The organism is Nocardia sp. CDC153 (genome assembly GCF_035818515.1).
In the GTDB taxonomy this organism is placed as follows: Bacteria; Actinomycetota; Actinomycetes; order Mycobacteriales; family Mycobacteriaceae; genus Nocardia.
Map to the genome: position 1 here is coordinate 1,656,415 of NZ_JAYKYU010000002.1, position 12,944 is coordinate 1,669,358.

The following is a 12,944-nucleotide window of genomic DNA, read 5'->3' on the forward strand; positions in this document are numbered from 1 at the left end:
GGGGGTGGGCACCGCCCTTGATCACTCGACGGCGCGGGGCGCGCGGCTGTTGCCGCCCGCCCCGATACGAGAAATTGGTGGGTGAGGTAGGACGCCGTGGCGCACAGGGTCAGCCGTGCGCCGCAGGCTGATTCAGATCAGCCCTCGACTCCGCAGGCGGCGAGGACGAGTTCGCGGACGCGGGCGGCGTCGGCCTGGCCGCGGGTGGCCTTCATGACGTCGCCGACGACCTTGCCCGCGGCCTGGATCTTGCCGGAGCGGATCTTGTCGGCGATGTCGGGGTTGGCGGCGAGGGCCTTCTCGACCTCGGACTGCAGGGCGGAGTCGTCGGAGACCATGCCGAGGCCCTTGGCCTCGACGATCTGGGCGGGCTCGCCCGCACCGGCCAGGACGAAGTCGACGACCTGCTTGGCGACCTTGTTGTTGATGGTCTTGGCCTCGACCAGCGCGGCCACCTCGGCAACCTGCTTCGGGGTGATGGGCAGGTCCTCCAGGGAAACCTGGCTCTCCTTGGCCTTTTCGGTGAGGTAGGCGACCCACCAGGAGCGCGCGGCGTCCACGGACGCGCCCGCGTCGACGGTCGCGATGATCAGGTCCAGCGCACCGGCGTTGACCAGGTCGCGGAACACCTCGTCCGAGAGACCCCAGTCGGACTGAATGCGGGCGCGGCGCAGCCACGGGTACTCCGGAATGGTGCCGCGCAGTTCCTCGACCCAGGCGGCGTCGGGCGCGATGGGCTCGAGGTCCGGCTCCGGGAAGTAGCGGTAGTCCTCGGCGGTCTCCTTGATGCGGCCGGACGAGGTGGTGCCGTCGGTCTCGTGGAAGTGCCGGGTCTCCATCAGGATCGAGCCGCCCGAGACCAGCACCGCGGCCTGCCGCCGCATCTCGTAGCGCACCGCGACCTCGACGCTCTTGAGCGAGTTCACGTTCTTGGTCTCGGTGCGGGTGCCGAACTCCTTGGCGCCCTTGGGCATCAGGGAGACGTTGACGTCGCAGCGCATCGAGCCCTGCTCCATCTTCACGTCGGAGACGTTGAGCGACTTGAGCACCTCGCGCAGCGCGGTCACGTACGCGCGCGCCACCTCGGGCGCCCGTTCGCCCGCGCCCTCGATGGGCTTGGTGACGATCTCGATGAGCGGCACGCCCGCGCGGTTGTAGTCGAGCAGCGAGTGCGAGGCGCCGTGAATGCGACCGGTCGCGCCACCGACGTGCAGCGACTTGCCGGTGTCCTCCTCCATGTGGGCGCGCTCGATCTCGACGCGGAACACCGTGCCGTCGTCGAGCACCACATCCAGGTGGCCATTGGCCGCGATGGGCTCGTCGTACTGGCTGATCTGGTAGTTCTTCGGCTGATCCGGGTAGAAGTAGTTCTTGCGTGCGAACCGTCCCCACGGGGTGATGGAGCAGTTCAGCGCCAGCCCGATGCGGATCGCGGACTCGACGGCCTTCTCGTTCACCACCGGCAGCGAGCCCGGCAGGCCCAGGCAGACCGGGCACACCTGGGTGTTGGGCTCGGCGCCGAATTCGGTGGGGCACCCACAGAACATCTTGGTCGCGGTGCCCAGCTCGACGTGTACCTCCATGCCGAGCACCGGTTCGTACCGGTCGATGACATCGGAGTAGTCCATCAAGTCCACGGTCGCTGCGCTCATGCGCACCATCCTATTAGTGCCCGGTCCGACCACCTCGCGGGCGGTCGGACCGGGCGATCGAACCGATCAGTCGACGGCAGTGCTCGATCAATCGACCGCAATGGCCTCGACGATCGGCAGCCGGGCCGCACGCAGCGCGGGCGGCAGCGCCCCCAGCAGCGACAACCCGAGCGCGATGATCGCGTACGCCACCAGCAGCGGACTGGGGTGGTAGGCGATATCCATCGAGATGGCGTGCCCGAGCGCGAAGGTCGCCAGATAGTGCACGGCCGACCCGACCACGAGCCCCATGACCGCGCCGATCACGCCGATGCCCGCCGCCTCGGTGAGCACCGCCCGCAGCAGGAATCGACGGCTGGTGCCCATGGCCCGCAGCACCCCGAGTTCGCGGCGGCGGTCCAGCACCGACAGCATGAGGGTATTGAGCAGGGCGACGGCCGAGACCAGTACCACGATCCAGAGGATGGCGGCACTGATCGAGGTGCCCTGCCGGACGCTGGACGAAATCGCCGTCACCGCTTGGCGTCCGGTGTCGACGTGAATATCGGCCGGCACCGCCGCGCGCACGGCGGCCATGACCGCCGCGTGATCCGAGCCGGGCGCGAAGTCGACGCCGATGATGGTCTCACCGGGCCGCTGGTACCACTGGCGCATGACGTCGAGATCCAGCACGACCACGCCCGCGATGGCGGAGAAGTAGGGAACGACGCGCAGCACCGTCACCTTGTGCTCACCGGTCGGCGTGGGCAGGGTCAGGTCCGAGCCCTCGTGCACATCGAGCGAGCGGGCCACGTCGCGGGAGATGACGACGCCCTCACCCCGCGCCATGCGTCCCAGATCGGCCTGGCTGACATTGTCCAGCGCGGAGGTGCGTGCCACACCGCCCTCGTAGGCCTGCAACATGACTCGACCGCGCCCCAGCGTGGCGAAAGCCATTTGCGCCGAACCGATTTGGCCGACACCCGGGATGGCGCGCAGCTTCTCCTTCAGATCCGAGGGCAGCAGCGGCCCGGTCGGGAACTGCTCCATGGCGGTCGGGCTGACGAACACGTCGGTGCGCGCCAGACCCTCGAAGCTGTCGGTGGCCGCCGACACCATATTGCGGCTGGCATTGCCGATGGCCACGATGGCGGTCACCGCGATCATCACCGTCATGACCGTGGCCCACACCCGGCGCGGGGCCCGCTCGATGGTGGTCGCGCCCAAAGCGCCCGGGGCGCCGAAGGTTCGGGCCACCGCCGCGACCGCGCGCACGATGGGTTCGGTGGCGGCGTAGCACAGGAAGACGGCTCCGGTGATGGCCAGCGAGATGGAGCCGATCGAGAGCCTGCCGATATCGGCCCGCGCCAATACCACCGCGCCGACCACGATCGCCAGTCCGAGAACCGCCGCGGCCCAGCGCATCACCGGTTTCACGGCGTCGGCGGCACCCACGCCGACCGGGGCCAGCGCCTCGATGGGCGCGACCTTGTACACCTGCCGCGCGGCAATGGCGGCAGCCGCCACGCTGGCCAGCACGCAGGCCAGGATCGCCACCGGCACCGCGTATCCCGGCACCTCGTATTCGGTGCGCGACTCCACCGAATTCACAATCGCGGCGGGCAGCTGATGGATCGCGGTGCGGCCCATGAAGATTCCGATGATCGACCCGCTGATCGCACCGAACAGCCCGAGCAGCGCCGCCTCGGCCAGCAGATCATGCACCATCGGCGCACGTTTGCCGCCCATGGCGCGCAGCAGCGACAGCGTCGGACGGCGTTGCGCCACGGCCATGCTCATGGCGTTGTAGATGAGGAACGAGGACACGATGAGCGCGGCCGCAGAGGATGCGAGCGTGGAGTAGCGCACCAGGGTCAGCGCACCGCCCGCCTGCGCGGTGCGCAGATCCGGGTCGGCGACCACGGCCCGGCCCGCGACCACCTTGGTCAGATCCGAACGTAGTTGGTCCACATCGGTATTCGGCGCGGCGATGATCTGCACCGAGTCCAGCCGCCCGACCCGGTCGGTGATCTTCTGCGCCACCGGCAGCAGCGCGATGGCGATATGCCCGCCATTGAGTTTGGCGGCGGTGCCGTCGTCGATGACGCCCGCGACGGTCGCGGTCACGGTGCCGAGCTGGAGCTTGTCGCCTTCCTGGTGTCCCATGGCGGACCCGACGAGCACTCCGTTGGAGACGGTGAGCAGCTTGCTTGCCTGATCCTTCAGCGTCCCGCCGAGGTCGCTGCCGAGCTGGGCGACCGATTGATCCGCGCCGATCAGCAGCGCCCGGTTGTCGTCGGCCCCGATCGACTGCCGCAGCATCGGCACGGCCGTCTCGACCCCGCCGACGGACCGGATCTGTTGCAGTAGTGACTGATCGAATCCGGCGTCGGTAATGCCGCTGACCTCCAGCGACGCCTTGCCGCCGAGACTGTGGGTGAGCTTGTCCACCGATCCGGTAATGGATCCGGAGATGCTGAACACCGAAACCAGCAGTCCCGCCGAGACTCCCATGACGACCATCGCCATGGTGGTGCGACCGCGGTGGGCGAACAGCTCACCGATATTGAACAGCCGCAACCGATCCCATGCCGCACGGATCATGCGCGCACCGCCCCGGCGTCATCGGCGGCGTCGGTGGCAGCGTCGGTGGGGATGGCGGCGGTGAGTTCCTCGGGGACGGTGCGAACCTCGCCGTCATCGGCGCGCTCGACCCGGTCGATGGATCCGATCCGCCCGTCGCGCAGGTTGATCACCCGGTCGCAGTAGCGCACCGCACCCATGTCATGGGTGACCATGACCACCGAGTTGCCCTCCTTGGTGATATCCGCGAGCAGCTGCAGGATCGACGCGCCGGTCTTGGAATCCAGGTTGCCGGTGGGCTCGTCGGCCAGGATCAGCGGCGGATCCATGATGAGCGCCCGCGCCACCGCGACCCGCTGCATCTGCCCGCCGGACAGTTCGGCGGGCCGGTGCTCGGCGCGCTGGGAGAGTCCGACCAGATCCAGCAACTCCAGCGCGCGCGGCTTGGCCTTGCGCAATCCGGTGCCGTCCAACAGTTTCGGGATGGCGACGTTCTCCCAGGCGGTCAGCGTGGGCAGCAGATTGAAGAACTGAAAGACGAAACCCACCTGGTGTCTGCGGAATTCGGACTGCCGGTCGTCGTCCAGATCGCCGATCTCCTTGTCCTGAAACCGGATCGAACCCGAATCCGGTGAGTCCAGCGCGCCGAGCAGATGCAGCAGTGTGCTCTTGCCCGAACCGGAGGGCCCCACGATGGCGGTGAACTCCCCCGCCTCGATGCGCAGGTCGATCCCGTCCAGGGCGCGCACACTCTGCTCACCCACCCGGTATTCCTTGACGACGTCGGTCAATTCCAGCATGTCCGTTCCCCTCTAACTTCGATGGCCGCCGCTGTGGTCAGCTGGCCATCGCCCGCGCCCGCGGATGGCGCGCATACAAACGATCGGTGTCATAGGTGTCGAGGATCGCGCGCAGTGAAGGCTGCTCGGACGCCAGTTCCTGCCAGACCTGCGGTGCCGATTTGCCTTGTGCCAGTGCGTGATCCAGTTTGACGTTGAGGTGATTCTCCCAGCGATTGCGCAGCGCCAGCAGCACGCCCTCGGGTCCGCCGAACAACCGGGCGAGGTCCGGAATGTCGTCGAACAACCTGGGATCGGCCGGGTTCTTTTCGAAATCCCAGTGAGCCGCCCGATCGAGGACGGTGTGCAGGATGTCGGTACGAGCGTGAAAGTCTGCCCAGGACATGGCCTCAACCTCTCTAGGTGCGCCCAGCTCGTGGCGGGCGCGTGTGCCGTTGTCCTCAAACTACGATCGCCGTCCGGCCCTGTCTTCGTGCCGCGGACCCGACTTGGCCTCCTACTCCGGTAGGAGACCAGCCCCTGCCACCGAACGATTTACGCTGTCTGATTCGGGGGATAGCCTTGCAGAATGAACGTGACCAGCGCCACCCCTGAAGCAATCGGGCGGACGGCGCGGGAACTACGCGAGTGGACGCAGGGCAGTCGCGAGCGCGTCCGCCACTTTCTGCGGCACCCGATCAGCGAGTACCGGCGCTACGTCGAGGAGTTCGGATACGACTATCCCGTCGCGCTGGTCACGCTGGTGGACCTCGTCCTGCTGACGACCGGAGCCGGTGCCGTGGCCCAGCGGTACGCCGCCGGATACTTCCCGAGCCTCGTCCCGCTCGCCGCGCTGCTGATCATCGCCCTGATCGGTCCGCCGTGCGTGATCTTCAACGTCCCGCCGCATCCGGTGTTCATGGCCGGACTCGTCGTGTTCGCCGAAGCCCTGTTCCTGATTCAACCGGTGTCGACGGATATGGCACCCGGGCTACTGGTGATCGGCGCGGGCGAGATCGCCGCGACCGCGTCGACCGCGATCAGCCTGCCGTGTACCGCGATCATGGGCGCGGAGCTGGCCTTCTTCGCGATACGGGGTCATGTCGACGGTCTGGTCTGGTACAGCCTCGCCATGGTCATGGGCTGGATGACCGGGCGAATGCTGAACTATCAGCGCCGCTATCTCTATCAAGAACGCGAAAACCAAGACGTCCGCGCCCGCGCCGCGGCCGAAGAGGAGCGCCGCCGCATCGCCCGCGAGGTGCACGACGTGATCGCGCACTCGCTGAGCGTGACACTGCTGCACGTGACCGCCGCCCGCCACGCCCTGCAGACCGATCGAGACGTGGACGAGGCGATCGACGCGCTCTCCGACGCCGAACGTCTGGGGCGGCAGGCCATGGCCGATATTCGGCGCACGGTCGGCCTGCTCGGCCGGCGGTCGTCGCTGATACCGGAACCCGGCCTGGCCGATATCGCGGATCTGGTCGAGGATTTCGTGCGCGCGGGCCTCACCATCGACTATCGGCTGGAGGGCGACGCGTCCACGGTGTCGGCGGGGCTCGGTCTGACGCTGTACCGGATCTGCCAGGAATCGCTGTCCAATATCGCCAAACACGCCCCGGGCGAGCGGGCCGTCCTACGAATCGTGTTGCACGCCAAATACATCGACGTGACCGCCACCAATACGCTGCCCGGCAACGCGAGCCCGCGGATCGGCCGCGGCATGGGCATAGCCGGTATGCATCAGCGCATCGCACCGGTCAATGGCAGCCTGACCGCCGGACCCGAGGGCGATGGCTGGCGCGTACACGCCCGCATCCCCCTCAACGGCCAATTCCTGTGCCCGGCAGCGCCCGCCGAGGAGCATCTGCGCACAATTCTGCAAACGATGATCGCCAAGCCTGCTCGGGAGGGCATGTGAACGACCGCACCGACGCGGAACTGGTCAGTGTGCTGGTCGTGGATGATCAGGAGTTGGTGCGCGGTGGACTGCGCCGAATCCTGCGCCGGCGTGACGGATTCGTGGTGAGCGAATGCTCCGACGGCGACGAGGTGCCCGCCGCGGTCGCCGCGCACACCCCCGATGTCGTGCTGATGGATCTGCGCATGAAGCGGATCGGCGGGATCGAGGCCACCCGCACGCTGCGGACCATTGCCGACACTCCCCCGGTGCTGGTGCTCACCACCTTCGACGACGATCAGTTGCTGTCGGGCGCGCTGCGTGCCGGTGCGGCGGGATTCATACTCAAGGACTCCCCCGCCGAGGATCTGATCCGCGCGGTCCGGACCGTCGCGTCCGGCGGGTCGTGGCTGGATCCGACCGTCACCCCGCGTGTCCTGACGACCTATCGTTCGGCGCGTCCCGCGCCCGCGCCCGGCGGCAATCGCCTGTCCGAACTGACCGTTCGGGAGCTGGAAGTGCTGGAACTCATCGGCCGCGGCCGGTCGAACGCTGAGATCGCGGCCACACTCGGTATCTCGGAGGTAACGGTGAAGAGCCATGTGGGACATATCTTCGGGAAGCTTGGGTTACGCGACCGGCCCGCGGCCATTGTCTTTGCGTTTGACCACGGCGTAGTGGCACCGGGAGAATCCACCCCCTAGAGGGTGGGTCGCGGATCTCGTCTGCTGCCCTCCCGAGAGTTGGAGGTTTGACGGGGTGGATGCACCGCCATCGCGGGCCGGAAGCAGGTTCGGGCCGTACGAGTTGCGCTCGCTGCTGGGCAGGGGCGGTATGGGAGAGGTCTACCAGGCCTACGACACCTCCAAGGACCGGGTCGTCGCGCTCAAGCTGCTGCCCTCCGAGCTCGCGAAAGATCCCGCCTACCAGGAACGTTTCCGCCGCGAATCGCAGGCGGCGGCGCGGCTGGCGGAACCGCACATCATCCCCATTCACGACTGGGGCGAGATCGACGGTGTGCTCTACATCGATATGCGGCTGGTGAGCGGGCGTGATTTGCGTTCGCTATTGGACGAATTGGGGCCGCTGCCGCCGCTGCGGGCGATCGGGATCATCGAGCAGATCGCGGCCGCGCTGGACGCCGCGCACTACTCGGGCCTGGTGCACCGCGACGTCAAACCCGCGAACATCCTTGTCACCGACGCGGATTTCGCCTATCTCGCCGACTTCGGCATCGCCCGGGCCGAGGGCGATTCGACCATCACCATGACCGGTACGGCCATCGGCTCCTACGCCTACATGGCCCCCGAACGCTTCGACGCCGGGCCGGTGTCCGGTCGCGCCGACATCTATTCGCTGGGCTGCGTGCTGCACGAGTGCCTCACCGGGGAGAAGCCGTTCCCGGCGCACAACATGAGCGTGCTGGTGCGCGCGCACCTGTCCGAGCCGCCGCCCGCGACGAGCATGCTGCGCGCCGGGATTCCGCCGCAGCTGGATGCCGTGGTGGCCAAGGCGTTGGCGAAGGACCCGAACGCCCGGTTCTTCACGGCGGGCGAATTCGCCCGGGCCGCCCGGATGGCGCTCGCGGGTGGCCGTCCGGTGCCGCCGCCGGGCGAGCCACCACGCCCGGGCCGGACCGTACCGCCGGGTCCGCCCGTGGGTGCCCAGCCGGGTCCGGTTGGGGCACAGCCGACCACGGTCATGCCGCCCGCGGCGGGGCCCTTCGGTCCGCTGACGACGGTGCTTCCGGGCGGTTCGACACCGCCACCGCAGGGCGAACCCCGCAATGCCGATCCGACCCTGCGGCAACCGAGTCCACGCCTGACCACACCCACCGGTTCGATTCCGGCCTACATCACCGGCTCGTTCCCGGCCGCCGAGGACTCCTCGCCCTCCGGCGACCTTCCGGTCATCCGCCCCTCGGACCCGACCCGGGTGCGGGTCAGCGACTTCCACTACACCCCGCTCCCGGCCGACGCCCAGGAACACGCCGCGTGGGGACACGCTCAGGCGCAGGAGTTTCCGTACGCGCCCGCCCCCGATGACTCGCTGTATCCGACCGCCGAGCACGCGGTCGTCTACACCGATCCGCCGCGCGCCCGCCAGCGGCGCCGGCGCTCGGTGGCGGTCCCGGTGGCGATCGGCGTCCTGGTGATCGCGGGCGCGGCGGTGGCCGGTGCGGTGGGCTGGCAAGTCCTCGACCGCTCCGGCAACGAAACACCCATAACGACGGCAGCACAGGGTGTTCCGGGGACCACGTCCGCTCCGCGTTCGCAATCGGCGAACCCGACGGTCACGACCACGGCTCCCACCACCGTGCAATTGCCGACGGGAGCGACGTCGTGTCCACCGGTGTACGCGGCGCTCGGCGGTTACGCCACTTCCGCGATCGGAAACACGGTCACGACTTGTCCTTTCGCGGAAGAGGTTCGCCGGGCCTATGCCGACGCGGCTGCGAGTCGGCCGGGTTCGGCAGTTAGTGTGGTGGCAGTGAGCCCGGTGACCGGCCGGTCTTACACGATGAACTGCACGGCCGCAGGCAAATTGGTGACCTGCGTCGGTGGTGAGAACGCGGTGGTGTATGTCTACTGATCCGATTCCGGCCTGTCGCAAGGGGTTTGTGCGCGGGCTGGCCCTGGCGGCCGTCCTGGCCGTCTCCGCGTGCAGCGTGAATCTCGGTGCGCCACACCATTCTTCGTCGCAGTCCGATGGCATCAAGCCGGTCGGCGACAGCTCCAAGTTGCCGTCCTCGAACATGATCGCGCCCGATTTGCCCGAGTTGTTCGGGTTGCCGAAAAGCCTCGCGTTCGCAGCGGATTTCGCCGATCTGAAGGCCGCGCTCGACGGCCGCGTCGGCATCGCCGTCATGCCGGTCGGCGGCGGCGATATGACCCAGCTCGGCGACTGGAGCACCGGCATCGCCTGGTCCACCATCAAGGTGCCCCTGGCACTGGCCGCACTGCGCCACGATCCCGAGGGCATGCGCTCCACCGCCGAGGCCGCCATCACCTTCTCCGACAATGATGCGGCACAGGAACTCTGGAACTCCCTGGGCAATGGCAATCAGGCCGCCGACGCGGTCGAGGCGATTCTGCGCGAGGCCGGGGACACCACCACCGATGTCGCGGCGCGCCACACCAAACTGGCCGCGCTGGAATCCGATGATCTGCTCGCCTTCGGCGCGACCGACTGGTCGCTCGCGGACCAGGTGCACTTCGCCTCGAAACTGCCGTGCCTGCCGCGCGCCAATTCCGTGGTCTCGCTCATGAGTGAGATCACACCCAGCCAGAGTTGGGGATTGGGCCGATTGATCGGCGCGGAATTCAAGGGCGGCTGGGGTCCCGACGACGAGACCGGCAAGTACACCGTGCGCCAATTCGGCCTGATCCCAACGCTGAACGGGCCGGTGGCGGTGGCGCTGGCGGCCGAGCCCACCTCGGGCAGCTTCGACGACGCCACCGACATGATGGACAAGCTCGCACTGCTGGTCGGCGACCACCTGCCCGACCTACGCGGCGGACTCTGCTCCCATTGACACATTTCGGGGTCCGCGCAGGTCAAAACCCCCGGCGCACACCTCGAATCGGGCAATCCACCCCGAAAACCACCCATACCCACCGCATTTGACCCCACCGTCGGCACCCACAACAATCCTTGCGATTGACGGGTTTAGGTGTGTCCGCTAGGAACAGGGAACGCACCGGGCTCCCGGAGCAGATGGAGGTTGCGAGGGTGAGAGCACGGTACGTGCGCGGATGTGGCGTGCTGGCCCTGCTGGTCGGTCTCGTGACCGGATGCACCAGCAAGCCGGTCCTGGTGCCGGACAAGACATCCGCGGTCGCGGCCGCGCCCACCAACACCCTGCCCGCCACCGTCATGGCGCTACCGGGCACGCTGGCCTGGGATTTCGTCAATACGCTGCAGCCCACGCTGGCCGGCAAGGTGGGGCTGGCGGTGCTGCCGGTCGGCGGCGACAAGGTGGTGGCACTGGGTGATTGGAGCACCGGGCCCGCCTGGTCGAGCATGAAGGTGCCGCTGGCCCTGGCGGCGCTGCGCAAGAATCCGGGCAATCAGGTGGCGGCGGTCAATGCCATCGAGTACTCCGACAACACCGCGGCCGACACGCTGTGGCAGTCGCTCGGCACACCCGAGGTGGCCGCGCAGACCGTCCAGCAGGTGCTGCGCGAGGGCGGCGACACCGAGACCACCGTGCCCGCGACCCGCGCCCGCGCGGAGTACTCGGCGTTCGGGCAGGCCGAGTGGTCGCTGGCGAACCAGCTGAAGTTCACCGCCAAGCTGCCCTGCCTGCCGCAGTCCGAGGTCATCACCTCGCTCATGGGCAAGATCAGCTCCACCCAGCGCTGGGGCCTGGGCACCCTCGACGGCGCGGTCTTCAAGGGCGGCTGGGGTCCCGACACCAGCGGCAACTACCTCGTCCGACAGCTCGGGCTGCTCCCGGTCGACGGCGGCCAGATCGCCATCGCGATTGCCGTCCAGCCCAATTCCGGCTCCTTCGACGACGGCACCGCCATCCTCACCAAGATCGCCACCCTCATCGGCAATCATCTAGACGAACTCCGCGGCGGCACCTGCCCCGCCAACTGACCCGCCGAAGGGGTTTTAACCAGTGGTTCACGGGGGTGGGGACCACGGATCGGTCATCTCAGGGCAAGATGGGCTGCATGCGCATCGGAGTCTTGACCGGAGGCGGAGACTGCCCAGGACTGAATGCTGTGATCCGTGCTGTCGTTCGGACCGCGAACGGCCGCTGGGGGGATGCGATCGTCGGCTTCCAGGACGGGTGGCGGGGACTACTCGAGGATCGCAAGATCCAGATTCTCAATAACGACCGCACCGACCGACTGCTCACCAAGGGCGGCACCATTCTCGGCACCGCGCGCACCAATCCGGATGTGCTGCGCGCCGGTCTCCCCCGCATCAAGCAGACCCTCGACGACAACGGCATCGACGCCCTCATCCCGATCGGCGGCGAGGGCACGCTGACGGCCGCCTCCTGGCTGGCCGACGAGGGCGTGCCGGTGGTCGGCGTGCCCAAGACCATCGACAACGACATCGACTGCACCGACACCACCTTCGGCCACGACACCGCGGTCTCGATCGCCACCGAGGCCATCGACCGGCTGCACACCACCGCCGAATCGCATCAGCGCGTCATGCTGGTCGAGGTGATGGGTCGGCACGCGGGCTGGATCGCCATCAACTCCGGCATCGCCGCGGGCGCGCACCTGACCCTGGTGCCCGAGGTGCCCTTCGATCTGGACGAGCTCTGCGCCATGGTGAAACGCCGCTTCCAGCGCGGGGATTCGCACTTCATCTGCGTGGTCGCCGAGGGCGCGCAGCCCGATCCCAAGTCCATGACGCTGCGCGACGGCGGCATCGACGAATTCGGACATGTCCGATTCACCGGTGTGGCACAGCAGTTGGCGCCGGAGATCGAACGCCGCATCGGCAAGGAGGTCCGCGTCACCGTGCTCGGCCACGTCCAGCGCGGCGGCACCCCGACCCCCTACGACCGGGTCCTGGCAACCCGTTTCGGCGTCCACGCCGCGGAAGCCGTGCACGCGGGCAACTTCGGCCAGATGGTCGCCCTGCGCGGCACCGAGATCGAACTGGTCCCCCTCTCGGAAGCCACCAAGCAGCTGAAACTGGTCCCCGCGGAACGCTACCGCGAGGCCGCCGCCTTCTTCGGCTGACCAGCCCGCCGTTCCCGGCGAATCGCAAACGCCACGGCGGCCACGCCGAGTGCCCCGACCACCCAGGTTATCCAGGTCGGGGCACCGTAGTGAATGGCGAGGGCGGGCAGTCCGAAGGGATGCCGCCACACGAGATCGGTGATTCCGGCGCCAAAGCCCTGGATCACCAGGATCAATCCGACCGTCCACCAGAGCTTTTCGTCCTTTTTCTTTTCGTCCTTTTCCACGAAGAGCAGTGTCCGACGCCGGCGGTCGCCCGCACATCGACCTGAAGTCGGCTCTGCCGCGGTGGCTTTCCGCGCTCGAGGATGACGGGAGATCATCCTCGATGCCG

Annotated in this window: 11 protein-coding genes; 6 read left to right on the plus strand and 5 right to left on the minus strand. The window is 68.0% G+C overall.

The window, feature by feature from the left end; translation table 11 throughout:
• Positions 1–137: 137 nt before the first annotated feature.
• The 4 genes from gatB to VMT65_RS16250 form a co-directional block, all read right to left on the minus strand.
• On the minus strand, positions 138–1,652 hold the full coding sequence (gatB, locus tag VMT65_RS16235) for an Asp-tRNA(Asn)/Glu-tRNA(Gln) amidotransferase subunit GatB (protein WP_326309026.1): 1,515 nt from the start codon (positions 1,650–1,652) through the stop codon (positions 138–140).
• 87 nt (positions 1,653–1,739) lie between these two features.
• Complete coding sequence (locus VMT65_RS16240; RefSeq protein ID WP_326309027.1) at positions 1,740–4,235, minus strand: FtsX-like permease family protein; 2,496 nt, start codon at positions 4,233–4,235, stop codon at positions 1,740–1,742.
• The gene (locus tag VMT65_RS16245) at positions 4,232–5,014 is read right to left on the minus strand and encodes an ABC transporter ATP-binding protein (protein ID WP_326309028.1); all 783 of its coding nucleotides are present in this window, start codon (positions 5,012–5,014) and stop codon (positions 4,232–4,234) included. Before VMT65_RS16245 ends, VMT65_RS16240 begins: the two co-directional genes overlap by 4 nt.
• Positions 5,015–5,051: 37 nt before the next feature.
• Positions 5,052–5,399, minus strand: a complete 348-nt coding sequence (locus tag VMT65_RS16250) for a hypothetical protein (RefSeq protein ID WP_326309029.1) — start codon at positions 5,397–5,399, stop codon at positions 5,052–5,054.
• 183 nt (positions 5,400–5,582) lie between these two features.
• Between VMT65_RS16250 and VMT65_RS16255 the strand changes: the two genes are divergently transcribed.
• From VMT65_RS16255 to VMT65_RS16280, 6 genes are all read left to right on the plus strand, one after another.
• Positions 5,583–6,917, plus strand: coding sequence for a sensor histidine kinase (locus tag VMT65_RS16255; protein ID WP_326309030.1), 1,335 nt, complete (start codon positions 5,583–5,585; stop codon positions 6,915–6,917).
• Between the two features lie 29 nt (positions 6,918–6,946).
• Positions 6,947–7,600 carry a response regulator transcription factor gene (locus tag VMT65_RS16260; protein ID WP_326309199.1) on the plus strand — a complete coding sequence of 218 codons (654 nt, stop codon included), beginning with the start codon at positions 6,947–6,949 and terminating at the stop codon, positions 7,598–7,600.
• 55 nt (positions 7,601–7,655) lie between these two features.
• The gene (locus tag VMT65_RS16265; protein ID WP_326309031.1) at positions 7,656–9,488 is read left to right on the plus strand and encodes a serine/threonine-protein kinase; all 1,833 of its coding nucleotides are present in this window, start codon (positions 7,656–7,658) and stop codon (positions 9,486–9,488) included.
• Positions 9,478–10,431, plus strand: a complete 954-nt coding sequence (locus tag VMT65_RS16270; protein WP_326309032.1) for a hypothetical protein — start codon at positions 9,478–9,480, stop codon at positions 10,429–10,431. The genes VMT65_RS16265 and VMT65_RS16270 overlap by 11 nt, the downstream gene beginning before the upstream one ends.
• Before the next feature lie 197 nt (positions 10,432–10,628).
• On the plus strand, positions 10,629–11,501 hold the full coding sequence (locus VMT65_RS16275) for a hypothetical protein (protein WP_326309033.1): 873 nt from the start codon (positions 10,629–10,631) through the stop codon (positions 11,499–11,501).
• Positions 11,502–11,578: 77 nt separating this feature from the next.
• On the plus strand, positions 11,579–12,610 hold the full coding sequence (locus VMT65_RS16280; RefSeq protein ID WP_326309034.1) for an ATP-dependent 6-phosphofructokinase: 1,032 nt from the start codon (positions 11,579–11,581) through the stop codon (positions 12,608–12,610).
• Here the strand turns inward: VMT65_RS16280 and VMT65_RS16285 are convergent.
• The gene (locus tag VMT65_RS16285) at positions 12,580–12,837 is read right to left on the minus strand and encodes a hypothetical protein (protein WP_326309035.1); all 258 of its coding nucleotides are present in this window, start codon (positions 12,835–12,837) and stop codon (positions 12,580–12,582) included. The genes VMT65_RS16280 and VMT65_RS16285 overlap by 31 nt on opposite strands.
• Positions 12,838–12,944 lie beyond the last annotated feature (107 nt).